Raw genomic sequence first — 24692 nt, 5'->3', positions numbered from 1 at the left:
AAAATTTATACCTCCAGACATTAATCTATGCTTTCATACATCCAAAGAGTTGCTTACTGACTTCAGTCGTTGTCTACACCACATTAATGCCCTTGTAACTGATCAGTTCCAGTTCCCTGCTTATGTTTAATCTCATTTTGCTTTTATCATGTTCTCGTTCTTGTACAATTCATCATCAGGGGTATTTGATGTTCAATAAATCTTATTAAATTTAACTGTTTGCTAGTCAATGATTTTGGTTGGTAAATTTATTAATGCCTCAATTTATTTTCTGTATGTCTGAATCACCTGTAATTGTTTATGATCATCAAGCTGAAATTACCAGCAATTTTTTAATTGAATCGTTAAAGACGCTTTCTTCTTCTTCTCATATTCAGTTACAAAATGGTTCGGTTATTAAAAATATAACGCCTTATCCTCGGGCTAACCTACTTAAAACGAAAAAAAATTATCTTGTTGTTAAGAATGTGAAAGTTAATTTGCTTGAATCTGAGCGTTTACTCAAAATTAATGGCTTGCACCATCCTGATGTTGGGTTAATTTTTATTGATTGTCAGCTTCCTTCTTTGTTTATTCATGGTTCTGCTTTTGGAGGTATTGTGCTGTATAATTCCAGTATTAATGGTAGTCTTACTATTGATCTAAGTAATCTTGGGGATTTTCTTCTGGATAATTGTAGTACGGTTAATATTAAGTTTACCGCCACAATTTTAGCTCAGGTTCGCCTTGGAAATGTGCTTACTAAAAATCTGGAATTTACGGGTTGTTCGGTGCAGGATTTTACCCTTGATAAAACATCTACGGGTTATTTAAGACTTTCTGATTCTTCTTTGGGTTGGTGGAGTTCTAATAATGCGGAGCATGGTTATGTTTTTTTATCTTCTGGTTGTCAGGTTGGTTTTTTGGAATTTAAAAATAGTTCTGCTTTAGCACTTGAAGCTTCAGATATTACTACTTCTCTTACTTTATCGAATGCTCAGATTCCTTTTGTTGAGCTTAATAATTGTGTTTTATCGGCTCTTGAAATTAATACGGGGACTAAATCTGAGGTGAATCTAATGGGGTGTAGGGTGAATTTGTTGAAGTTGGAGCGTGTTGTGATTTCTAAGGAAACTATTTTCACGGCTATTAATTGCTCGTTTGCGGCTATATCGATTGTAGATGCTTTTGTTGCAGGGCAGTTGCTCTTTAAAAATGTTTGTATTGATGGAAAACGTCCATCCTGGAATAGGCAGGTTTTATCGTGGCCAAATAAAAAACAAAAGAAATCTGAAATTGGTCATTATGATGCTTTGAGGTCTGCACGTGAGGCTTTGGTTTCAGGTATTTCTTCTTTATATGATAAGCGTTGTTCGGACCAAAATATATTGTTCGGTATGCTAGGTTGCTTGAGGATGATTGGAAGTTCTATGGGTAAAACGGAGATCATTGGTAGTGATTTGACTCATACAAGGGTGGAATACAAAAATACGAATTTGTTGGATATTTTTGTTGCGGGCACGAAGTTTCCTTCACAAGTTTTTATTGATGGTTGTAATTTGGATTCGGTTGATTATTATCATCAGCGGATCGATTATTTTAGTCAGATGAGGAAAATTTATGAAAAGCAGGGGGATATGGTTAAAGCGCTTGGTTATAGTTCGGAGATGATGGATAATCAGCAAAAATTCTTTGCAACGCAGCTTAAAAGCTTTGGGTTTTTAAAGAGGTATTTTAGTGAACGGAGTTTTTTGAATTATACCTTGTTTTTAAATAATGTATCTAATCGTCATGGTAATAGTTGGATGCGGGCGTTAGTTTTTGTGCTTTTGGGCGGTGGCTTTCTTTTTATTCCTACTGTTTGGAGCATGAGATATGATTTGGCGTTTGGTGAGTTTTTTAATGCCAGGGGTTATAGTTTTCTCGCTGATGTGGATATAATCAAAGGTAATCTTCGGTATTATTCCGTGTTTTTAAATCCTGCTAGGCCTTTTGATTATATCTCCAAGCAACAGGGGTTTGTAATGGGTAATTGTTATTTTTTTTGGGATTTATTTAGCCGGGTTATTATTGGTTTTGGTATTTATCAGTTTATTGTTGCTTTTCGAAGGCCTGGTAAAATTTAAACTTGTGGTTTTATTTGCATGGAGGATAGTGTGCTATTTTGACGTCTATAGTAATAAGGTAAACGCCTATTGTCTTTTTGCGTCTTTCTTTTCTCTGCTGGTTTTTGTTTTTGTTTACGGTTTTTCAGCCAAGGCACAACAGTCAAACCCGACACATATTTCTCCTAAAGTGACAGGCTATTTTAGCGTGCTTCATCCTATTGGAACCTGGAACAATGATGGATTTCACGATAATTTTTCGGGCGTCTATACACTGGTATTTCCTTTTGGAATGAATATTATAAAAAGCGATAAGTTTGGGATCAGCTTTGAAGTTGCCCCCGGCCATCCGTACCGAACATAATATTTCAAAAGTAAGTTCGTTACTTTTTCTCCCAGGAGCGATGTTCCGTTTTAAGCATGGCTTTACGTTTATCGGCAGGGTTGCATTTTGAGACCAATGGAAGATATGGCTTTACTCCAGTATTTAACCAGGAGATCAAAAAGGGAAACGATGTTAGTTTTTACTTAGCCTTGCCTATACCTGTAAGATTTGGCGATGACCAGGCTGCTTCGCTATCAACTGGAGTACAGGTCGGTGTTAGTTTCTAATCTTTAGGAAAGCTATTAAAGAAGCCCCGCAAATTTCATTTTGAGTACAGAATTAAATGGGCATGTTAAAGACAAGCAGATCTAGAATAGTACAGCTTGTTAATAAACGTAGTATTGTGCACTAAATTCAACGTTTTAGGTTATGCAAATGGATAAATTGATCTGATGTTCTATATTGTAGCAAGTTTCAAACCCTAGAATAGGATAAATGGAAGTAACATTCAAATATACAAAAACCAATTTTTTAATGAACCCCTTCTCGCTGAGCCTGCAGCGAGAGGTAATGGAAAGTATCAAAAGACTTGAGCAAACCGAGGACTTTACACAGGGCCAGAATAACCACGACCTGCTCACTGAAAGGGATAAATACACATCGAGGATATTCCGTATCCAATCTGCATTGAGAAATACAAGTGAACAGCTGTTCCATATCAAGATCTTTCTCAACCGTTACCCTTTCAGGAAGCATTATCTTGAGCAGGGGATATCGCAGCTGGAATACATACAGTACCATACTGAGGCATTATACCACAAGGTGCACACCGTTTTGGAAATCATGCGTTTAATGGTCAACGAAGTCTACCAGCTCAATATTCCGCTGAAAGACTGCTCGTGGCTCAAACTGAAGAAAAAACTATCCGTCACTGAAAGACCGATGGAGTGTCTGACCCAATATTTTGATGTGTTCAGAAATCTGATCGACCTCCGCCATCTCAACAGCCACCGTGGCTATTATGAGGACGAGGAAAAAGATAAGATCGATCTCAATTTCGGACTGTTCTTTTATAAGGAAGAGCATAATGGCTACAGGATTGACGAAGATTTGAAAAGGCATATTCCATTGCCTTTGATTAATTATATGCTCAAAGAACATAAAAGCAAAAGGGTTAAACTTGTTGAAGAGATTATTTGGCTGAACGAGAAATACCTTACTGAGTTTCTCTCCTCATTGGCAATAGAATACGAACGCCAACGACTGTCATTAAGTGACAGGCCTAGAAAGTAGGCTAGATCAGCTGTAATCTAGGGGAGATACGCTGCGCGCTGGCAGTTCGAAGCATAGAGCGTCAACCATGCTTATGATTTTCCGTTCGGCCGGACCATAAAATGCTTATTTTGCCATAGAATCAATTGAGAAAGTGAGCGGTTTGGCAAGATAATCTATTTCCATTCAGGAGCCTCCCAGGGTTGGGAAATCAGTTTTTGGCCGTTTGAAAGCTTACATTCCCAGTAGTTTAATTGATGCCCCTTGTTTTCCATTAATTTGTAGATCCGTTTTTTATCCGTCTCAGGGGTGCTTGTGCCGAAATAAATACCAGTCAGTGCTTCAATAGGGTAATGTCTAATGCGCTCTTCAGGCTGTTTTTCCCCAGCAAAATTAACCTCAATAATCCGCCATTCTTTCTCATATTCCCAAGCCGTTTTCTTGGTGGCAAAAATTCGCTGTAAATGATCGGCGAAGCCGTGCCACCGCGATTTTGACAACTGCTGTAGATCAATATCGTCAGGATTGAGAAATACAGGGGCAAAATCAAAGAAGTTGATACACCTCTCTTCGTCCTGGTAGTTGACAGGCCAGATGTTGTCCCCATATGAAATGGTTTCAATCTGTCCTTTTGCGAGATCTTGACCGTATTTATCATCCAGGAATTTTCTTCTGCCCATTTCCTCAAATGAAAATTTCCCGTTTTTCGTGAGTGTAAATTCCAGACAGATACCCCGGTGGCTTCCAGCATAGTGGGACCACATCAAAAAATTAAGGGGGTCGGCCGAAAAGCAACTGGTATAACTGTTGAGCAGAAATTTTTTTATCAATTGACTGATACGCTCAAAGCAGGCATTGACATCAAGGTGAAAATCGAACCGCTGTTCTTTTACCATGTCCATGGTTAAGTCATGCGCCTGGGTTTCGTAAATAAACGCTCCATTTTTGCAGGCCTTGGATAATCTTTCCGCTAATTCTTTTTCAAATGCATCTATCTTGGGCTTGTTCTGGCAGAAGGCAACAACTTTCCTGGTGTTAGTTAGGATAGCCTCACTTCCGCTCGCCGGTAGAACAATAGATTCCCGGAAAAGAAAATGCGTAAGTGCAGAAATGTGTTTTTTATTTACCAGTGAAAATTCCACCTGGGTGCGGAGATCCAGGGGGTCATTCAGCTCGCTGCAGGATGCAAAATAAAGTTCCTGATAGTCTAGTTCCTTATAAAGAAATGGGGATAGTGACCTATATTTATATAATTTTTGCGTTGGCATCAGGGGGTGACATTAGTTATTATTTGATTTTCTTTGGGCATAACCAAGGATTTTTCCGAGATCTTTTCCCTGTACCTCATTTCGTTTTTCGTCGGAGAACTTTTGGGTCTTTTCCCTTTGGCCCGGTGACATACCGCTGAACATTTTCTCGACCATTTTTGCCCGGCCCAGAAAGAAGCCGGCAACATCGGTGTCCGCAATTTTTGCTGAACCCCGGTCATAGTAGCCACCTTCTGGGCGGATACAAGTACTGATAAAGTCTGCCCCGTCGAAACCAAAGAGTTGATAAATAAACAAGAAACGTGGTATCTTTAGGAACAACATACATTTTGTATCTGAATCTGCAATTCCGGCATCAACCATTCTGCCCATATATTGTATCATTTTGTCAGGGACTTCGACAGGATCTTCCGCCACAACTGTTACGATATCCACTCCGGATAAGAGGTGTAGCCTATTATCTTCCCTATTCCAACCTTGACTTAGTAATCCTAACCTCCATTCCTTTTCAAGGGCACACAATGCCGGATAGAAGGCCTGGTCTTTTTCTTCCGCTAAGATCGTATATTTTAGCACACGCCAGAATATGGAAACCACACAGCCATAAAAACGGTGATCGTATTCCAGCACTGCAACATCGCGGTTTACAACAGGCAGAAAGATATTTTTGGCAAAATAGTTCTCATCCTCACAGAACAGATCTTCGCAATCTGCACAAAGAAAGTAGTCCTTAAAACCATCTTGGATCCTTTTGTTGAAGTTATCGCTTGTGCGCATATAACCGGTTCCGGTCTCCTTGATCCACCTGAAAATAAATTTGGGTATCAGATGGCTCAATTCCAGCACCGTTTCCTTTTTACATAGCTGACATGTTCCTGTTTTGCCCATTGATTAATGTATTGGTTAGTGCACTGTATATAATAGTTATTTTGCTGTTGCCTGCGGCCCGGGCTCTTGCTGCGATCTGCTGCGCAGGATCTTCACGACGATTCCTAACAGGGCCGCTTTATGGCAGATGTCAGTTTACTGGTTAATAGAATGGTTTAGCCGATGCCGAGTAATGGCTTGATGCTGTCGTAGATCGGTGCGGATATAAGGCTGGTAAAAAGGTTAACGCCCACATTCTTCATCAATCCGCCAAGATTGGTTAGTTGCGGTTGGATATCTCTTTCCCTTTGCAGCTGCGTGGCAGCATAGGTGAGTTCCATGTCGAAATCTTTGCGGATCTGCTCATCCATGTTTTTGATGTCAAGCTTGATCAGTTCAAGCGCCTGTAATAATTCCTCTTTTTTAGGCGCATCGTGCTGGGTCTGATTGGAATGAACCGAATCCTGCTGTAATTGCGTTGGAGCGTTGATGTTCCCCACCGTGATGTTGTTGTTGGTAATATTTTGTGGCATAGTTTGATGTGTTTCTTTGGGTTTGGTACCGTCCAACCATTCCTCAAAAAGATCAAGGTAAGAGTCGGATGGATTTCTTTTTTGTAGCAGGTCTTTTACCTCAAAGCGCATGTGTCTGATGAAAAGTTCACCGGCAGTCCCGGTTTTTTGGCGATAATGATCAAAGTGGTGATTCAGTAGCTTTTCGATATTGTAGGAAGGCCTGGTGTAAATGATTCTGGTAACAAATTCCCTGTCATAGTTCTCTGCTGTGACCGGAGTATAATACCGTGTACTGCTATAACTATCGCTTTCACCCCAACCTCCCCGGGTTCTTTTTCCAGTAATCATTGATACCTGCTCGGTGCCAAGGTTTTTTAGTTGTAGAGAGCCATCAGGAATTTCAGTGTTCTCACTAATATCATAAAAAGGGTTCATAAAATAAATTTAGATTCCCAAAGATAGCAAAGGAGGTTTTGATACTCAAAAAAGGTTTTGCACCATTAGTGCAAACATGATGCAGTAAATCAAAACCAAGAAAGTCTGTTTGTTTTAAATATACGGGGGATATTTTATAATGCGGTTTTTAATGGAATGATACTATATTTAAACACTAAAACGCGATCATAGTGCCAAAAAAGACCATCATTATAAAAGCGTCTGATTACCGGTATCCAAGTAGGGATGAGCTGAGGGAGGTCTACAAAACTAACCCTGACCTTCATGCTTTCGGTTACATGTCGGCCTATCCGATGATCGCTCTGATATCGATGAAAAAGGGTATCAAGGAGGTTCACCGGGATGACCATCTACAATATTGGGACCGTGTGTTGCTGAACAGGAACGGCATGCTTTCCCGTACTTACTACAATGCCATGGTACATTATATGCGCGGCTTTCCGGATGATGAAAGTGCCTTCGAACATGAACATTATATTAACAGGATACAGTTTGATCAATATGCTGAAATATTTTATTATCATTTTTCAACGGTAAAAGATACCCTTGGGCAGCTTTTAAATGTGTATTATTCGATGGGGTTCGACGTGGCAAAAATGTTTTTTAAAAACGTTTTGGCCAAAATTCCTGATCAGGCCGTTTCGAAAGCCATAATGGATTTCAATGTGCTGACGGAGATAACTACAGAATACCGCAACAGCTTTACTCACCGTACACCAATTAATTACCCTGACTCGCGTAGCACGATTGACCATACCGGTGACAGCCTGATTTATGGCTCTGCAAACCATAATTTTGTGAAATCATCTGTTATCAGGGATAACATGGAATCTACCTTTATTGCCCTTGCGGGATTGCTCGACACATTGAAAATGTTATTGCCTCAAAAGATCGGGGGGATTTAGGCTCTATTCTATTCGGTTGGGCCATTTTGCTTCTGCGCCACTCAGCTGGATAAACCGGAGTAGGCTGACCCCGTCTCACCGGAAATAGATTTGATATAAATCTATGACTGTCTGCACATTGTTAAATTAGCGAGAAGCGGTCAACTGGCATAGTTTGTCCACCGATGGGCTAAATGGTCAGAAATCCTTTTTTGGCAAGTTCAAGGATTATATCCTTAAACAATGGATCCTCATCCATTACCTTTGCTTTCCTCATTTCACGGACCTTATCGGCAACCTGTTGGTTAAAGATAGAACCTCCGTTCTCCGCAATAATTTTTTGTAGTTCCAGAGCTTGCTCCAGGTCTTTGAAATTATCCATAAATGCCCTAACATCCTCTGGTTTTCCTAAATTGATTTCGTCTTGGCTGGTGAAATGGGTTTTCAGATCTCCTGGGTAAGCAATCAAGCGCCTGTCACTATTCTCCGCTGTTTTATGGTTTACACCAGCAGCGAAGTACTTATCCCTCTTGCTTCTATGGATCCGGTGATAGCCAGTGTCCGAAGTTGCATTTGGATGTATGACCAGATAATGTCTCCGGTCAAGTGGCACTTCTAGCATGTTTTCTGGGTGAAATGGATTTTCTGTGTTTAATTTTCTGGTCAATCCGAAGATAGAAACAGGATTGTCTGAGGTGATAATAGGAATATCTTCCGGTACTTCTATTACGTCCAATCCGCAGGCCATTTTGTACTCGACAAATTCCTGCCACTGCCCAAAATGCTTGATGAGCCAATCTTCCTTAAGCTCTCTGCGAAGTTTTTCAAGTTCCTTTTCAATATCCCCCGATAAAAATGAACCTTTCTTTCCACGAAATGAATAGGTGATCGTTGAATCTTCAGGAGATGGGTGGGCATAAAATCTCGCGAACATTGCTTCCAGATCACGGATTGTGGACTGCAATGCCTCTGGTCTCCTAAACTTTAAGCTCAGCACTGTGTTGAGAATTTCCCTTTTCACATCGGGTGTTATATGCATTACCTCTGAATTCACCAGTCTGTCATATACTTTTGGGTAAATTGAGTCAACTTCTTTGGCATAGAATTTTTCCAGTGCATATGGATCACCTTCCTTGGTAGTGTCAAATGTATATATGTTTTTTTCGGCACAGATTGCCTGGGTCGGCAACTCCTTGATTTCTTCATCTTCTCCACGCATTATTGTATCCACAATAAAGACTTTCTTTTTGGAAATTCCGAAATTCTTAAGGTAAGATCTGGGGATATAGTGCTGGTAAACTGGATTATTCATATATTAAAATTAAAGGCGACAAAAAGGTGAGGCAGATATCTGTTTTATATCGCCGCTTATTAGTCAGTGATCATTTATATCAAATCTCCCGTTTTGCAAAATATTGTCAGTAAATATGTCGTAGACATAGTATTGTTAATCGGGCATAAGCAGTTTATGAGTTGATCATGCTGATTACCCTTAAAGCATCCCTATTGGTTATCTTGTAATTAACCATTGCGCCAACAGAGATATGGACATGGGACCTAATTGCCTGGATTTTTTTCGCTTTTTCTTCCTCTGATAACGGCTGCCCCGAAGATCTCTGATTAAGGATTTCCTCTGCTTCTTCTTCCCCAATCGCACGCACGTCTACCTCCAAAATTTTCTCAAACCTGTCTTCTTTAAATAGGTATTCCATTTCAAAAGCAGAATCGAGATCCACTAGAATAACCTGACCATCCAACTGATCGGGTTGAAAACGGAAAGTAGGGACTTTATCATAAAAGCCGAAGTGGTTGGGTGAAAGCTTGTCCGCGTTTGTATTTTCAATGGACTCGAATTTTTCGTGGCTCCATATGGATAATCCTGGCCTGGCCAGGTTTGTAGGAATAAATATTGCGTCCACCTTATATCCTTCTTCTATCATCTCAAACAGCTGTTTGTCCACCGCTTCAGTAAGATTTTGTGAAAAATATCGATCGGGCTGCGAGTCATCAATTTGCTGGAATAACCTGGTATCTAGATTCCGTCCCGCCTGCGAACCGATATCGCTTAACCAGGTCACGTCGGTTGATGTATTGTCAAGAAATAACTTTTTATAATTTGCCAGTCCTTCCCTTCTTCCAGCGAAATTTAAACCCGTTTCCGATTCTTGACCCTTTATTTTGCCACGCGATGATAACAGATGAAAGATATGGGCACGCTCTTTCCATGTTTTTTCGACGGCTGTTTTAAATAAAGCCACCTTCGCAGCATCTAGGTTTGTGAGCGATAATTGCACAAGTTCGCTTTGTAAAACAGTGGCCTGTAGTTTGCCAAAAAAAGAAATAACGAGGTCAGCCTTATACTTCAACTCTATCACGTCGGCTGTTTTTAGTACTTCCTTCCAGTCTTCGAATTCGGCAACTAGTTTATCTTTGATCTTTGTTAAACTGTCAATCAAAATTGGGATGTAGTCACTTTCTGTTGCTACGATCCTTAAGGTAGACATTGGTAGGTTATTGCTGATGATCTGCTCTATCAAAAATCCTTGGGTTAGCCATTCCAATGGATTGAAAAGTTCCTTGTTTTTATCATCGTATTGCCAGGTAAGCCATCCCATGTAACCAAATGCAACTTCTTTTTTGCGGAAGAAAAAAATATCGTAAACAGTATCTTCCGGTTCGTTCCAGTCCATTTTATGCTCGTCGAGGAATTTTATGACTTCTTCTTTTGAAATTTGCTTTTCATCCAAAAGGAATAAGATCCATGAGCGTAAACCTGTAACCACATGCCTTCTGTAATTTTCCAACATGCGTGATTGCTGATAAGCTTCTGCTAATAGCGTTATATCTTTTTCATCTCGTGTAACTTCGATTTTATCAAGTTGGGTGTTGAGATTTTGCTTGATTTTTGCGTCCCCTAAAGAACCGTGTCTGTTCGCTACTTTTTCAAGGGCATTCGTGATCGCTGTATAATCTTTCTGTCTTAGCATTTGGTGAAGGAGGTCTGAATATGATCTGTAGATACCCGCCCCGAGAGTATTGACTTCCATTAAATCATCCTTTTTATTTTCTTGCAGTTTAGAAACTGAATAAAGAAATAACTGGTATATAGCAAGAATGTTCTTCAGTTTTCCAGTAATTTCCTCAAAAGATGGATCTGTAGGTGCTTTGGGCATAAGAACATACTCGTAAGTGAAGAAGTCTAACATGAAAGTAAGGACGCTAATGTCTCTACCCTCAAAAGCCATATAGGCATTCAGTTCGAAAAAATCATGGAAATTTGCAATGCAATCAATGTGTTTTTTTCCAAATGCCTTGTATAAGCCCCGATATAAAAGGACTCTCAGATTTTGGGTTGGATCATCGTTCCCTTGAAGCCCATATTTTACCCTAAGCCTGTAAAGCATTGAAAAACTTTCAAGAATCCTGTTGAGTTCCTTGTTCTTTCCATCCGCTGCACAGGATATTAGTTTTTCGTCAAAGTGTTCCCTATGTTCAAGCATGGATTTTTGAACCGGTGGGCGCCTCCCGAAATAAAGCATCCTGCGCATTTCCTTGTTTAGATCCTCAGGGTTAGTCTCCTGATCCAATCTAAGGAAATGGGTTTCCGGATCCATTTGTATATTTAGTTGGAGATCTTTGTAATAGACCTTTACTCCTTTGCCCCGGTATAGACTTTTCCCTAACCTATATAGGTCGATATCCTTTAGATAAGGCCTGTTATCAACAGGCGCTTGATCTAGAAACTGCATGTCGGTATTTAGAATATCCCAATTCTCTGCTGATGAATCATCATAGAGAAGACCTCCATGCATTTTGGCTACACCCCGATAAAGTTTTAAACTTTCTTTCCTGATAAGGCTTTCATAGATCAGCAAACTGATATTTCTTTCCAGTTCGTCATGCATAAACCGGTCGATTTTTGCTGGGTCAGTGTACCGGATTACCTGATTGAACATATAACCGATCAAAAAAATAACCAATATAAATATGTAGCCAATGGCTACTGTGAATCTGGGAAACAGGTAGTCTGGAGATAGAGGTTCGACGATGGTTGCAGTGAGCACCGAACAACCTAAAAAACTGAGTATAAAAAAGATGATCACATGCATTTTTGAAGTGTCAAAGACCACTTCATAGGCATAAGGCTCCTTTGTGGCAATGTTGCTCATTAAAAATGCGATCACAGACAGACTTAAACTGGTTACCGTAGCCAGATTGGAAATACGTTGGTTGATCATGGTAGTAGCTTCCTCAACTGAAGAAGGATAAAACGCTGCTAATATAATCATCAGCAAGGTTGTATATAGTGGGATTAGCCACCAGTCCTTTCTGTTCAGGAAGGTGTTGAACCACTGTTTTTTCTGCTCTTTCCTGTATTGACGGTAAATCTCAGGATTGTTTTTTTTGATTTCTTCGGTTGTTTTGAAACGCAACCATTGATAGAAGTTTCTAGTCATTGCTTAAAGCCCGGTTCGGGGAGCATTATCGTAAATATTGTGCTAATTGTATTGCTTGGCGGTTAACTAATAAGGGTTTTGGCAACCGCGGTATGTCGTTTACTGGATTTGATCCTGGACTGCTTTGCCGGTTGCAAAGAAGCGGTGCATATTAAGCTAGCGTTAAGGTGCTTAATAGGTAAATAAGTGTTTTGGAGCATTGATTTAGATAGCGTTATTTTTTTTGCAAGATAAATAAATATCTGCGATTGAAGAAAGGCTTTACCTGACTGAAATGTCTTAGGGATTTTAAATGATTGTTTCTTACGCTATAATTCTGCCCTGATCATAAAATCATTTCTTGTTAAATGCCACTTATTGAAAAATTCAATGGAACTATCCTTGTTTTCCCATTTTTTAGATCCGGTGGTGATCAATTTTGTCCTGTCTCCAGGCAATAGTGCAGGGCAGAAAATAAGTCAAGCTTATGTTACGGCAATTTAATTTACATGGGAACAGTTTTTTTATTGTTATGGCGTTGGATGTCGGCTAGGAATGAGGTTGTAGCGGGTGATGCAGTTTCAAGTGGTGGGTTCTATCGGGATCTCACGGGCAGGATCAAGAAAATCTCCTATATACTAGCAGCTAACGAAGGCAGTAAGCTGGATTTTTTAGAATGGTCACGCAGCTGAAGTCAGAAATAGCACCTTTTGTATCAAGTCCATGTAATTAAAAACTGAATAATTCATATCAGGGATACTGCACCTTTTGCTATAAGTGATGAGGAACGCTACAAACCTAATTCAGTAGGATCAATACCCAGTGACTCTGCGTAAGTCTTATAATCATTTAGCATATTGGCTTTTTCATTGGCCAAAGAAGCTACAATCTTTTTAATATCACTTAGTGGTTCCCCAATCACATCGAATGTAGTTGCCAACTGAAACACAGCTATATAAATCTCACTTACTATTCGTTGGACGACCTCGATAAGCTCCTTTGCATGTTTGAAAGTTAACGTGTTTTTTACACTTGTTCTATCCCGGTCGGTATGTCCATATAACTTATCTCTTTGGAGTATTAGGTTATCAATATTTGGCTTTTCCATCTTAAGGTTCAGTTCCCAAAGTTCAATACTTCTCTCATCAATTTCCTTTATTTCATACTCCATTCCCTTTTTAAATTTTTGGATGAAAGCATAAAGATTGAAATGTTCAGATTTTCGGTCTGCAAAAAGTTTCGATAACTCAATGACATAGATGCGCCAGTGTATTTCACGGCTGAATTTAAGAAATTGACTATTTTCTATAATATCGTTTTCCACATCGTCTGCTTCTAAATAGAGATAGCTCAATATCTTAAAAGATGATTGAGCAAGGAACATAATATCCTGGATTTCTCTTGTATGGTTTTTAAGTTTCTCTTTCATCATTTCTATTCTTATCGTACTGAAGTGTTAAGGTTATTTAGGTTTAAATAAGTCAGAATTAGATCAAAAGATGAAAACCTGAATAATTGTTTTTTGAAATGTCAAATTATTGGTTCAAAGTTTCCCGGTCATGGTATTTTTAACTTAAAATACCATGACTAGAATTTGTACTATTTTATAAATCCCTTAGCTTTCAAATCATCAACAATTGGCTCTATAAGCATTAGAAAGGCTTTTAAATATTGAAAATACTCCCGCTGATCGGTACTAATCCCTCTCTAAATCACTTAGAGGGGGATTTTTGTTTTTTATTCATTTTTTATCGAATGGAACAGAATATTATGATGTATAAAATTCTGTTCATGGATTATTTCTTAGCAAAAACTAATCTTGAAACTTTGGATCAAGTTAACAATTTGCGTGTTCGTTGATATAATTAATCCTTAGCTAATAGCTTCAAATATGTAAAAATTACGCCACTGTGCTCTGCTTCGTGATAGATGGCCGCTTGTAGTGCTTGAAGATGATTTTTTACTTGAAATCCTATAGGTAACTCAAAAGGCTGGTAATTGACAAATTTTCTGGATTTAAGATCTGATTCAAGAAGGTCGACTGTTTCAATAAGTAGCTGTTTAACCTGATTAACATCAGGGTTAATTTTCCAGGAATTGGGAGATGATCCAATCTTGAAGGATTCCATAAATTCTTTAGTAATATGCATTGGTAATCCGCTACGCATATACATGTGTCTCTGTTGTGATGTAATACAATGACCTATTTGCCATATTATATTGTTATTAAATCCCTCTGGAATTTTAAATAATATTTCATGATTACTTTTATCTATTAATTGGCGTAGCCTAATTCTACTCGCTCTTAAAATTTCACATGCAAAATCTTCGTTAATCATTTAAATTGGTATAAGTATTTAACAAGGGAAGAAATCGCAATCATCTCTAAAATAATCTTTTTTAACTCTTAAAGTTCAAAATTGATCTCAATCTTGCGAAGATATTATTATTTATTAGATGGTTTTTCTTCTAGCCATTTCAAACCTTCTTCTGCCTGTGTAAAAAATAAAATTTCAGCATGTTTTTCATCATTTTCCACACTCTTTTTTGCAGATAACTGGCTGAATGCGCTTTCAGACAATATCCATGCAAAATATTTAAGTCCTGCCAGTTCCATTAAAGGCAACCAGGTAGTGGCCGCCCAATCTGATGCTTCAGACCAGGTTCCTGGAACCAACCGGTTGTCATTAAAAACCTTACTCCGCTTGTTTTCCTTTAAATAATCTATCATCAGGCTCCCACCACGTTTAACAGTAATAATATCCTGGTATCCCGTCCATTCTACAAACATAATATCGCTTCCTATAGGGCAGTTTATAATCAGGTGTTTATCTTTGTAATAGCTTTTGGTGCGTATATCAGGCGCTATCGAAATGCTTTTAATTAACGGTAATTTGAAAGAAAATACCGACCCTTCTCCAAACGAACTCTCTATCCAAAAACCTCCACCATGCCGTTTTATAATGTCAGCTGAAATGTAAAGTCCAAGGCCAAGGCCATCAAAACGTGTCGAAGAATTATCGGCCCTGTAGTAGCGCTCAAATAACTGCTGTAGGTGGTTGGATTTTATTCCAATACCATAATCTTTTACCGAAACAATAATATTTTCATCAATAACTTTAACGCTGATTTCAACCTTATTGGCATCTGGAGAGTATTTTACAGCATTTGAAATAAAATTATGAATAACCTGCTCCAGCCTAAACTGATCTCCTGTAAAGCTGATATTATCTTCCGCTGTGAGTAATAATTTATGCGATGGATAGATTTGCTGCATTTCTGCAACAACATTCATTAGCATTGCAGAAAAATCGAAAATTTTTGAATCAAAAATCATTTTTCCAGCATTGATTTTGCTTACATCCAGTAAATCGGCAATCAGCTTTTCCAGGCGGTTAAGTTGTCCGGCCGAACGCTCAAGATAGGTTTTGATTTTTCCCTCCTCAACCATTCTTAAAAGCAGTTGATGAAAGCCTTTACTGGTTGTAAGTGGTGTTTTAAGTTCGTGGCTGGCTATAGAAATAAACTCATCTTTTCTGGCTTCACTGGTTTTTATGATATGGATATTTGTATTGGTTCCTATCCAGATAGCTGATTTGTTTCCTTGACTAACCAACCTGGCAATTGCAAGGTGCCAGTAATAATTACCATCCGAGAAAAGCAAACGAAGCTCAGCGGTATATTCCTGGCCACTTTCTAATGATGCTTTCCATCGGTCAATACTTGCCGCCAAATCATCTTTATGTACAAATGCGGTCCAGCCATAGGCCAAAACCGTTTCCCTGGTTTGACCAAAATCCATACAAGCAGTATCATTTACATAATTTATCTCTCCGGCAGTATTTGCTGTCCAAACCTGTTGAGGAATTTCATTAAGCAATAAGGTAGATGAAGGCTGATCTGAAATAAGCGCATTATCCTGATTGTGGGCATTAGGGCTTGCCTTCGAGCCATCCTGATGTGAGTTGCTACTTTGCGGATTCATGTACAAATCTATAAAATGATAGCTTAAGGTTGCCAAATAATATCCCTGCAATTAAACATAAATTGCCTACTGGTGCTAAAGACCAAACCAGTTCGACGAATAAAAGTTTTAATCGGAATAGATAGCTTATTTTCAGAGATTTAGGATCTTGGCTTCCATAATTGTGCTAATTGGTGTTAATCTGTGTAGTTCTAATAATAAAATTGTTCGCCTTTTAATCCTTGAAATTAAGTTGCTGCACGTTTTTCAAAACCAGCATTATTGTATAAATGTTATTAAAGAAAGCGACAGTGCCTATGGAACAGATGAATATTAGCCCTAAAAAAGAAATTATTTTAGATTTCGAAGACTGGCCAATTACCCCTGCTGCCCAAAAGCTTAAGCCTTGCGTGTTTTTGGATGGAAGTTATTATAGCTGTCTTTTAGGGCCAGACAGAGAAAAGGGTATTTTGGGAAAAGGAACTTCTCCTTTTGATGCCGTATTGGATTGGGAAAACCAACTTTATAATCGATTGGCTACCGTAGGTAAGGATGATGAGGTTGCGATTTACGCGAGCAATGTATTAAATTTTAATGAGAGGGAATGATGTAACCTGATTTGCTACCGCTGTTTCAGTGTTAAGATTTTATTTCACTTTTGATTCTATTGTCGCTTTTAACGTTTCTAAAACATTGTTCTTCCAGACCTTGTTTTATAGTTACCAATTAAGTAATGCGATATGCCATGGTTTAACGGAGATTATCCGCCCTCATACAAAAACCAGCCTGAACCATTAAGGGAAAAAGCTGTAGAAATTGCCAATGCACTTTTAGCTGAAGGCCTTGAGGAGGGTATTGCAATTGCAACGGGACTCAAACGTGCCCGAGAGCATTTTAAAAGGGAACAGCAGATTAAAAAAAATAACAAAAATTGATTACGTAAAATAGAGAAAATATGAGAACGGTACACACAATTTTTATCGCTGCTGCTTTTGTAGCATCAGTATTAACAGCTTGTACAAGCCCTTCTGAAAGAGCAAAAGGCCCATATCAGAAAGATTATGAAGATACTGCAAAGAAAAGTCCTGCAGATTCGGCAGCTGCCCAGCCAAGGGTAGATCCACAGGATACAGTTAGGAAATATTAATATGAGGACAAATAAAAATAATCCGCTGGGTAGTGCTGAATATAAAATTAATGCAGATCAGCCGGAGGAAAACTTTCTGCATGAGATAGAATCTGATGGAGATACGCTTGAGCCTGAAACTTTTGGAACTGATGTTGGAACGATCGATGTGAGCGACCCAAAATCACTCGAATATTGGTCGGAGCAGTTTCAAATTAGTAAAGATGAGCTGAAAGCAACGGTTTTACTTCGTGGAAATTCTATAGCTGAAATTAAAAGATTTTTATCGGTATAATTATGGCTGAGTTACCAGATTTAACTGTATTTGCCCAAACCCTAACTAAAAGATTTAAAGGTAAGGTGCTTGAAACGCTTGAAGTAAGCGTTGCCAAAAAACTTAATGTAACACCAAAAGAACTTAAAAAAAGCCTTGAAGGCAGGGAGTTGCTTAAGGTAGAACGCTCGGGGAAAACGCTTCAGCTGTTTTTCTCCGGGTCGCAAGTTTTGGGGTTGCACCTGATGTTACGTGGAGCGTTGGAGTTGATTGATCAGGATGAGCCGCCAAGATTCCAGGTTTTGGGTTTTCATTTTGAAGGAGGAGATGCATTTGCCCTCGTTGATCTCCAAAAGCAGGCTACACCAACATTAAATCCTGAACCGGTAACCGTTCCGGATGCATTGGATATCGAGCAGGATTATTTTTTGAATTTGCTCGCCAAAAAGAAAACCCTAATTAAAACATTACTAATGGATCAGCATGTTATCCGTGGAATCGGTAATTCTTATGGAGATGAAATCCTTTATCATGCCGGCATTTCTCCTTTATCCATCGCTAAAATGATCCCGGAAAAACAGGGTGAAAAATTATTTCAAAGTATTGGTTTAGTGCTCAACAAAGCCATTAAGCAGATTGCTGAAGAAAACGGGGACGAACTTAGAGGCGAATTGCGTGATTTTATGCAGGTGCACAGTGCCAAGCTAAAGGAAACAGAAAAGGGAGAAGAAATTTTTTCAGAGAAAATAGGTGGGAGGATGAGTTATTTTGTAAAAGGGCAGGAAATCTTTAAATAATGCCACTATTGGGAGAAGCTCAAATGTAATTCATCCACATTTACGTTCCACTGCATCGGTTTTTTGCAAGGGTTTATTTTCAGGTTCTTCATCAACATTTTGATTTGTTAATTTTTCCGGCAGGATTTCTTCAACAATTTCGTTTATTCGGGTGTTGATTCTGATATTAGCTGCATAACTTTGATCTGTAAACTTAAGTTGTTTTAAGATGATTTTTCACCGAACAAAAATTATCAGCCATTTAATAAAGGTTCAATTAAAATCCACAAATTTGAAATGCTTTAACTTTTAGAAGAATTATAATTTAGAAAAATTCCATTTAAGGTAAGATGTATCGCTATCTTATATTTATTCTTCGGTTTTATCTGTATTAAACGCCTTTATTTGCAAAATACCGCGTTAACGTAAATTGATTATTCCGATTTTAAGATACGACATCTACGTTGACGGATGGAACATCGGTCTAATTGTATATCTTTGCGATCTAATTGTGAATACGCTATGGGCAAAGTGCTTATACAGGAAACCGAACAATCTATAATGGACGTACTCATTCTCGCGTTAGAGATGGGAGGATTTTCCGTAATGGGATCGTTAGGGCTTGAGCCTGACTTTATGGAAAAGATAGCCGATTACCGCCCACATGTTGTGGTGTTGGATTATCGGCTCGACGGAAAAAAAGCCGCGGAGATATGTGCGCTTATCAAGGAAAAATATCCATGCCTACCCGTGCTTGCCTTAAGTTGCAATTCAAATATCCATTTAGATTATGATAAACATGGTTTTGATGATTATATCCGCAAACCATTTGATATTGAGGAGCTTTACACTATTTTACGTAAGTATATTGCAAAATCGGAAGCCTGTGAAGAGGAAATTTCTGATTTATAATTCCAAAAATAATCATCAATCTGTTTAACATTAGCTCAAAAACTGATTAAATATTTTTAGCCTTAAAGCCCTGCACAGCATTTTTTATTGCCGTTTTGATTTTTGGAAGTAAGCCACTATCGCTTCGTTTTTCTGAAAGCAGATCGCTAACAAGCTGGGTGATTTGCTGAATTGAAAAAGGTTTTTCCAATATCGCATCGCAACCATAGTCGGTTAATGAAAATAGAATTTGAGTATAAGCTGAAGTAATAATGATGGGAACGTATTCAAATCCATCTAAAGCGCGGATGGCACCGCAAAGTTCTCCTCCGTTCCATTCAGGCAGCATATAATCCAAAATTACAAGGTCAGGGCGGTAGTTTGCAATAAGTCCTATTGCTTTCTCAGGATCAGGGGAGCCCTGGCATTGATAGCCGTGCAACTCGAAAATTTCCTGTAAAGTTTCAAGTAGCATCAAATCATCTTCAACAATAAATATTTTTTTTGCTTCCATTATACCTGGTTTTTGCTTTGTTGGAGATTTATAATTTTCAAAACCATCTAAACTTGTAAACATGCTGTTTATACTACTAATTTAATCATTTATTTTTCCTACTGCAATGGTTTAATTGTCTTTTCTTCGAGCTGTGCAATGCGAAAAATTTCTCTCGAAATAATACCTACATTTTCCTTTAGCTGGTCCATGTTGCAAAATATTGTATCCAGCGGGATAGGAAGATCTGCCATGGTTTGGGCAAGCACAACCTGAATTATACAGCCACCCGTGTGCTCTTTTGCTCCTTTAAGAAGGTTAAACGTTTCAATGGCGGTTTTTCGGTCGTTTCCCAATGCAAATTTTCCATACGTAATTTCAGTGCCCTTTAAATGAAGTGCCAATGTAATTTCTAATGTTGATTCCATTTGTTCAGGTTTTAGGTTTGCAATGTTCAATAGACTTAACTTTAATTAAAAATGCCGCTTTAAGCGGCATTTTTAAAGTTAATTAGCTAATCGAAATTTGTCGGGAAACTGCTTTTGCTTCCTCTTTTTTTGGCAGAGTAAGCTTAAGTAAGCCATCATTGTAGGTGGCCTGGATGTTATCTACATCCGCACTTTCAGGAAGCGTAAATGCCCTGGTAAAAGCAGAATAGCTAAATTCCCGTCTGTTATAGGTTTTCTCAGATACGTTGTTCTCCATGCGTTGTTCTGTCGAGATGGTCAGCATGTCACGCTCAAGCGAAATCTTAAAATCCTCTTTTTTCAGTCCAGGAGCTGCAAGTTCGATATGATACTCCTCATTAGACTCTGAAATGTTTACAGCAGGAATGTTGTTGGTGCGGCGGTCTGAAAAAAATGTGTCGCCTAATACGGATTCGAAAATGTCATTAAAGCCTGGCAATAATGTACTGTTTTTCTTTTCTGGATTGAATTTAACCAATGTCATAGTGAATTCTCCTTTTAATAATTTAATAATAAACGGACTATAAATTAATTAATTTTCTCTAAAACCTTAAGCGGTTCTGGGATTCTTAGATCAAGCTGCGTGCCAATGGTACTTTAATCGATGTTTTGGTGCTTTGAATTCATTAAAACTGAAAAAAAAGCATTTTTTCTGAAAAATTTTCAGTTTAGCGCTGAAAAATTTTCAGCTGGCATTTAAATATTCCTTTACCAAGGTTATCGCACATAAATATAACATAAGCCACAGTGCAGCTGTAATAAAGTGATAAAAATTAGGATATATTAGGTGGAACGATACGCTTATTCGCAAAAGGTAAGATGGATGTGAATTTTGGATTCAAAAATAGCGTAATGGTAAATCATTTATGTGTATTCAATTAATACATTGAATACACCTCGATAAATTTCTTAATTGTGGGCAATGCTGTAGCCTACCTGGTTTATCAAATAATTTATATCAAAAGGTTTGGCAATAAAACCCTGCGCACTGCAAGAGTTTTCTACTTCGGTTTGGCTAGAATGGGCACTCATCATCAAAACAGGAACTTTTTTCGTATTAAAACCTTTCTTGAGTGCTTCACAAACATTTATTCCATTCCCGTCAGGCAGCCTGATGTCTAAAAGAAACAAATCTGCATGTTCATGCTTATCTTGCATAAATTCATTAATTGTGGAGAAACTCATTACTTCATATTCTTCATCAATAAGAATCATCTCAATAATACTCCTGATATCCGGGTCATCTTCGAGAACATATATTTTCTTTGCCATAATCTAACCTAATGTTATACCTACTATAAGTGTTTAATCCATTAAATTGTTTTAATTATCGAAAAAGTAGAATTTCAATTTCAATGTTGTACTATAAGGTATGCTAATAATTTTTATTTAACCGATAAGCAGTGTCATCATTTTTAGCACGTAACTGGTATTCATTCAAGAAATTTTTAACGTCTTCAGGCGGATCGATATTTGCAATTATCCTTTTAATATCAATATCACTGCTTACCGCTTTACGCAGGTTAGTGTCCCAATCATCCAACGCTTCTTCAACCGAATTTCCACAGCCGAAAATACCATGCTGAGGGTCTGTACCATAAAGTACGCAAACTGAACCGCCGTTTCGAAAAACAGAGGGGTTAAGTTTTTTGGCAATACCCTTAAGCGGTATTTTAATCAGGTTTTCTTCAGGAATATTCATTTTGATGGTTTTTTAATAAAAATAAGGAAATTGCTGTTGATGCTTTTTTGTGTCAATTTTATTGTTATAATCTGTGATCGTTAGGAATATCTTACCCGTTTTTATTTAGCAATATTGATAAAACATTGAGCTTTGTATTTTGGTTTTTTATTTTTGTTATAAATGGCTATAAATCAGCTATAATGTTTGCAAATTGAATTTATTAAGGGTGTTTAAACAAACAGATGTTGTTTATGGTGTCGCCGGGCCTTTATGTTCCCAATGGTCTTTAATTAATTCGTTGTTTCTTCCAAATTTTAATCTTCTGGCATAGCGATCGCCCCTGATTTTTCCGTTAGCATCCTTTTTACCAAGAAAGATCATAATTGCCCGTCCATCTGTGTCAGTTTTGAGGGCAAGATCATAACGGCCAAATTTCATTTCCAAGAAGGTATCTGGTTGATATGTTTTATTGATAATGTTTAGGAGTGAAGTGTTAAGTTTCATATAATGCTGTAAATGAATTATTTAAGTTTTGCTTCCTGGTTGATTCAACTTAAGTTTGGTTGATGAAAAACCCGGTTGTTTACTGTTAATTTTCTTTAAAATCGAGTAAGGGCTGCAGATTCAATAGAACAGCAACCCTTATCGAAAAAACCAAGCTTATAAAAAACAATATCAAATTCTGGAAAGTTTGTTAAATATTTATTTAAGGTTGTGCTTCATCAGGTCATCCGCTTTGCCATTGATTTTTATTAACTAATTAATCGACATACTTTTTGATGTAAGTTTTTGTAGTCGAAAGGTTTAAAAATAATATCGTCTGCAAGGCTCGGTACTTTTAGTGCCTGAGATTCTAACATAGCAGTAATCAATAAAATCCGGATATGGCCTGTGCCGGTATTTTTCTTAATTATATTGCAGAGTTCTCTGCCGTCGCCTTTATCCAATAAAATATCCATTACCAGTAAATCGGGTTGAAAGTCGGTTATGGTTTTCTCGAGCTGGTCGGAGTGGCAGATACTGGTAACAATAAAAGCTTGGTCTTCGAGGGCCAGTTGTATCACTTCTGCATTGCTCTGGTCGTCATCAAGTACAAGTATTTTTGCCATATGTTTTTTTGCGTCAATCGATAGATAGTTGTTTCACATTATCCAAATAACGATTTTGCCCACAACTTATTCCGAAGCGAATATTTATGCCACTATAGACTGATTAGCCTTTAGTAAAATATCGGTTTTTAGTTTATTGGTTTACCGCATTTGGTTTCTGATCTCTGGAAAATTACAAAACATCTTTTTAATGTTTTCTTCATCCTAAGCAAAACCAGTAGTTGTATTGAAGATTTGGTAGTTAACCCCAACTGTGAGGTTAATTACTTGTTTAAAAAGGGTATATATGCGAAAATGAGCACAAATAATTTTGCGAAATAGCTGAAATGAATTTGAACCAGAGTTGAACTATTTTTAAAGACGATACCTCAGGGCGATACTTTTCCCTATTGCTTTAAGCAGGTTGTGGTTGTTGCCAACGGTTAGTTCAGGGCAGTCCCATTCCTTATTTACGCTTCGAACCAGGGTGAGTTCTTCTCCCTGTACACTGATTTTAAATTCTACAGTATCTTTATTGATGTTTTTAGTGAGCACACTGTAGGTGTAATCTCTGTTTTCAAAGGTGATTCGCATTGGTAAACTCATTAATGCAAAGATAATGTATAAAAAGCGTTGCCAGGAAATCTTTTATTCCACACCTTCAGGTAAATTGGTTAATAACTTGCTGTATGTTTTGGTGATAAGCTTGGTAAAATCAAAATGCTTTTAAAAAATTAGATTCTGTATTGCTTGCTATGGGAATTTTTATTTAAGCAATTCTGCAGTTTTTTCCTTAATAAACGCTTCTTTATCTTCTTTTACTTGATTAAGAAAAAAGTTTGAATTTATTAACTTTGTTGCATGAAGTCAGTAATGGAATGCAGTGTTGCCGGTTTTAAAAAAAATGAATTGCAAACCAGGGGGTATAAAGTTCATCGGATTGCCGGTGAGGCATATCCTCCTTTAGTATACGGGCGACGGGATTATTATAAAGTTGTGTTGGGTAAAGGTGACATGAAAATTTGTTATGGGGACCAAACCATTCGTGTAAACGGCACTTTTCTTTTTTTTGGAAACCCTCATATTCCGTATTCTGTTGAACACCTCTCGCCCGGCCAGAGTGGTTATGCCTGTCTTTTTACCGAAAGTTTTATTGATGGAAGGGAACGTGCAGACAGTTTGCTTAATGCTGCTATATTCCGCTTTGAAGGGATGCCAGTGGTACCTGTTAATGAAGAGCAGGCGGCGTTTATCTCCGGGCTTTATGAACGGATGCTCCTTGTTTATGGTAGTGATTACAGCCATAGAGATGAAATGTTCAAAAATTGTATCGACCTTGTTATCCATGAAGCATTGCGAATTATACCCCAGGAAAAGCTTCAGGAAAAAAATGCTGCTACAAGGATGACTCACCTGTTTATGGAGCTTCTTGAAAAACAATTCCCAATTGAAAATATAGAAAATCCGTTGCGGATGCGTACTGCACAACACTTTGCCGAAAGCCTTGCAGTACATGTAAATTATTTAAACCGATCTGTAAAGGAAGTTACAGGTAAACCCATTTCTGTTCATATTGCAGAGCGTATTGCAGCTGAAGCAAAGGCACTTTTACAGCATACCAACTGGAGTATTGCTGAAATTGCGTATGGGCTTGGTTTTGAATACCCTACCTATTTTAACAATTATTTTAAAAGGGTTACCGGCAGCATACCAAATTCCTTTAGAAAGGGATAAATAAAAAGTATGAATATCATACTTTTTGGTTTGATTCTCTTTAGCTTTACGACGCTAATAACCAGAATTTTGAAGTAATAAAATGAGA

28 protein-coding genes are annotated in these 24692 nt (G+C 38.0%); 12 read left to right on the top strand and 16 right to left on the bottom strand.

The genetic code is table 11. From position 1 onward, the window contains the following. Nucleotides 1-275 precede the first annotated feature (275 nt). The 4 genes from ASE74_RS04700 (at nt 276) to ASE74_RS04685 (ending at nt 3702) form a co-directional block, all read left to right on the top strand. Complete coding sequence (locus ASE74_RS04700; RefSeq protein ID WP_055904924.1) at nt 276-2105, top strand: hypothetical protein; 1830 nt, start codon at nt 276-278, stop codon at nt 2103-2105. Between the two features lie 4 nt (nt 2106-2109). Continuing rightward, nucleotides 2110-2448 carry a hypothetical protein gene (locus tag ASE74_RS04695; RefSeq protein ID WP_157255346.1) on the top strand — a complete coding sequence of 113 codons (339 nt, stop codon included), beginning with the start codon at nt 2110-2112 and terminating at the stop codon, nt 2446-2448. A gap of 56 nt (nt 2449-2504) precedes the next feature. Then, nucleotides 2505-2696: a hypothetical protein gene (locus ASE74_RS04690; protein ID WP_055904918.1), complete on the top strand. Its 192-nt coding sequence runs from the start codon at nt 2505-2507 to the stop codon at nt 2694-2696. A 208-nt stretch (nt 2697-2904) separates the two neighbouring features. Further along, complete coding sequence (locus ASE74_RS04685) at nt 2905-3702, top strand: Cthe_2314 family HEPN domain-containing protein (RefSeq protein ID WP_055904915.1); 798 nt, start codon at nt 2905-2907, stop codon at nt 3700-3702. Between the two features lie 155 nt (nt 3703-3857). Here ASE74_RS04685 and ASE74_RS04680 read toward each other — a convergent pair whose 3' ends face one another. The 3 genes from ASE74_RS04680 to ASE74_RS04670 all read right to left on the bottom strand — a co-directional run bounded on the left by ASE74_RS04680 (nt 3858) and on the right by ASE74_RS04670 (nt 6766). Continuing rightward, nucleotides 3858-4949: a DUF2971 domain-containing protein gene (locus ASE74_RS04680; RefSeq protein ID WP_055904912.1), complete on the bottom strand. Its 1092-nt coding sequence runs from the start codon at nt 4947-4949 to the stop codon at nt 3858-3860. Nucleotides 4950-4961: 12 nt separating this feature from the next. After that, the gene (locus ASE74_RS04675) at nt 4962-5837 is read right to left on the bottom strand and encodes a hypothetical protein (RefSeq protein ID WP_055904909.1); all 876 of its coding nucleotides are present in this window, start codon (nt 5835-5837) and stop codon (nt 4962-4964) included. A gap of 155 nt (nt 5838-5992) precedes the next feature. After that, nucleotides 5993-6766, bottom strand: coding sequence for a hypothetical protein (locus ASE74_RS04670; RefSeq protein ID WP_055904906.1), 774 nt, complete (start codon nt 6764-6766; stop codon nt 5993-5995). 191 nt (nt 6767-6957) lie between these two features. On the opposite strand from ASE74_RS04670, the gene ASE74_RS04665 reads away from it, so the two are divergent. Continuing rightward, a complete protein-coding gene (locus ASE74_RS04665) occupies nt 6958-7692 on the top strand; it encodes a Cthe_2314 family HEPN domain-containing protein (RefSeq protein WP_055904903.1) in 735 nt (244 codons plus the stop codon). 169 nt (nt 7693-7861) lie between these two features. Here ASE74_RS04665 and ASE74_RS04660 read toward each other — a convergent pair whose 3' ends face one another. From ASE74_RS04660 to ASE74_RS04640, 5 genes are all read right to left on the bottom strand, one after another. Next, entirely contained in the window at nt 7862-8983 is a 1122-nt protein-coding gene (locus ASE74_RS04660) for a DUF4238 domain-containing protein (RefSeq protein WP_055904901.1), read from the bottom strand. A 154-nt stretch (nt 8984-9137) separates the two neighbouring features. Then, complete coding sequence (locus ASE74_RS04655) at nt 9138-12128, bottom strand: hypothetical protein (protein WP_055904898.1); 2991 nt, start codon at nt 12126-12128, stop codon at nt 9138-9140. A gap of 769 nt (nt 12129-12897) precedes the next feature. Beyond that, nucleotides 12898-13539, bottom strand: coding sequence for a hypothetical protein (locus ASE74_RS04650; RefSeq protein WP_055904895.1), 642 nt, complete (start codon nt 13537-13539; stop codon nt 12898-12900). A gap of 433 nt (nt 13540-13972) precedes the next feature. Further along, nucleotides 13973-14446 carry a DinB family protein gene (locus tag ASE74_RS04645; RefSeq protein WP_055904892.1) on the bottom strand — a complete coding sequence of 158 codons (474 nt, stop codon included), beginning with the start codon at nt 14444-14446 and terminating at the stop codon, nt 13973-13975. 107 nt (nt 14447-14553) lie between these two features. Beyond that, nucleotides 14554-16092 carry a PAS domain-containing sensor histidine kinase gene (locus ASE74_RS04640; protein WP_055904890.1) on the bottom strand — a complete coding sequence of 513 codons (1539 nt, stop codon included), beginning with the start codon at nt 16090-16092 and terminating at the stop codon, nt 14554-14556. Nucleotides 16093-16361: 269 nt separating this feature from the next. On the opposite strand from ASE74_RS04640, the gene ASE74_RS04635 reads away from it, so the two are divergent. The 6 genes from ASE74_RS04635 to ASE74_RS04610 all read left to right on the top strand — a co-directional run bounded on the left by ASE74_RS04635 (nt 16362) and on the right by ASE74_RS04610 (nt 19159). Beyond that, nucleotides 16362-16679 (top strand): hypothetical protein, encoded by a 318-nt coding sequence (locus ASE74_RS04635; protein ID WP_055904885.1) that lies wholly within the window; start codon nt 16362-16364, stop codon nt 16677-16679. 132 nt (nt 16680-16811) lie between these two features. Then, entirely contained in the window at nt 16812-17006 is a 195-nt protein-coding gene (locus ASE74_RS04630) for a hypothetical protein (protein WP_055904882.1), read from the top strand. A gap of 20 nt (nt 17007-17026) precedes the next feature. Beyond that, on the top strand, nt 17027-17218 hold the full coding sequence (locus tag ASE74_RS04625) for a hypothetical protein (RefSeq protein ID WP_055904879.1): 192 nt from the start codon (nt 17027-17029) through the stop codon (nt 17216-17218). A gap of 1 nt (nt 17219) precedes the next feature. Continuing rightward, nucleotides 17220-17492 (top strand): DUF3606 domain-containing protein, encoded by a 273-nt coding sequence (locus tag ASE74_RS04620; RefSeq protein WP_055904876.1) that lies wholly within the window; start codon nt 17220-17222, stop codon nt 17490-17492. Nucleotides 17493-17494: 2 nt separating this feature from the next. Beyond that, complete coding sequence (locus ASE74_RS04615; RefSeq protein ID WP_055904873.1) at nt 17495-18268, top strand: DNA-formamidopyrimidine glycosylase family protein; 774 nt, start codon at nt 17495-17497, stop codon at nt 18266-18268. 450 nt (nt 18269-18718) lie between these two features. Beyond that, entirely contained in the window at nt 18719-19159 is a 441-nt protein-coding gene (locus ASE74_RS04610; protein WP_082458647.1) for a response regulator, read from the top strand. 46 nt (nt 19160-19205) lie between these two features. On the opposite strand, the gene ASE74_RS04605 is transcribed toward ASE74_RS04610, so the two are convergent. The 8 genes from ASE74_RS04605 to ASE74_RS04570 form a co-directional block, all read right to left on the bottom strand. Beyond that, nucleotides 19206-19715, bottom strand: coding sequence for a response regulator (locus tag ASE74_RS04605; RefSeq protein WP_055904866.1), 510 nt, complete (start codon nt 19713-19715; stop codon nt 19206-19208). A 35-nt stretch (nt 19716-19750) separates the two neighbouring features. Further along, nucleotides 19751-20059 (bottom strand): hypothetical protein, encoded by a 309-nt coding sequence (locus ASE74_RS04600; RefSeq protein ID WP_055904862.1) that lies wholly within the window; start codon nt 20057-20059, stop codon nt 19751-19753. A gap of 82 nt (nt 20060-20141) precedes the next feature. Beyond that, a complete protein-coding gene (locus ASE74_RS04595; RefSeq protein WP_055904857.1) occupies nt 20142-20582 on the bottom strand; it encodes an Hsp20/alpha crystallin family protein in 441 nt (146 codons plus the stop codon). A gap of 425 nt (nt 20583-21007) precedes the next feature. Next, nucleotides 21008-21370 carry a response regulator transcription factor gene (locus ASE74_RS04590; RefSeq protein ID WP_055904854.1) on the bottom strand — a complete coding sequence of 121 codons (363 nt, stop codon included), beginning with the start codon at nt 21368-21370 and terminating at the stop codon, nt 21008-21010. 103 nt (nt 21371-21473) lie between these two features. Beyond that, on the bottom strand, nt 21474-21800 hold the full coding sequence (locus ASE74_RS04585) for a hypothetical protein (protein ID WP_055904851.1): 327 nt from the start codon (nt 21798-21800) through the stop codon (nt 21474-21476). 231 nt (nt 21801-22031) lie between these two features. Further along, the gene (locus ASE74_RS04580) at nt 22032-22286 is read right to left on the bottom strand and encodes a hypothetical protein (RefSeq protein WP_055904848.1); all 255 of its coding nucleotides are present in this window, start codon (nt 22284-22286) and stop codon (nt 22032-22034) included. Between the two features lie 248 nt (nt 22287-22534). Continuing rightward, nucleotides 22535-22891: a PleD family two-component system response regulator gene (locus ASE74_RS04575; RefSeq protein ID WP_055904846.1), complete on the bottom strand. Its 357-nt coding sequence runs from the start codon at nt 22889-22891 to the stop codon at nt 22535-22537. A 354-nt stretch (nt 22892-23245) separates the two neighbouring features. Beyond that, entirely contained in the window at nt 23246-23464 is a 219-nt protein-coding gene (locus tag ASE74_RS04570) for a hypothetical protein (protein WP_157255345.1), read from the bottom strand. 267 nt (nt 23465-23731) lie between these two features. Between ASE74_RS04570 and ASE74_RS04565 the strand changes: the two genes are divergently transcribed. After that, a complete protein-coding gene (locus ASE74_RS04565; RefSeq protein ID WP_055904840.1) occupies nt 23732-24604 on the top strand; it encodes an AraC family transcriptional regulator in 873 nt (290 codons plus the stop codon). Nucleotides 24605-24692: the final 88 nt, after the last annotated feature.

Source organism: Pedobacter sp. Leaf216 (genome assembly GCF_001421515.1).
Lineage (GTDB): Bacteria > Bacteroidota > Bacteroidia > Sphingobacteriales > Sphingobacteriaceae > Pedobacter.
The sequence above is the reverse complement of the archived record's forward strand: the minus strand, read 5'-3'. Positions and strand labels throughout refer to the sequence as shown.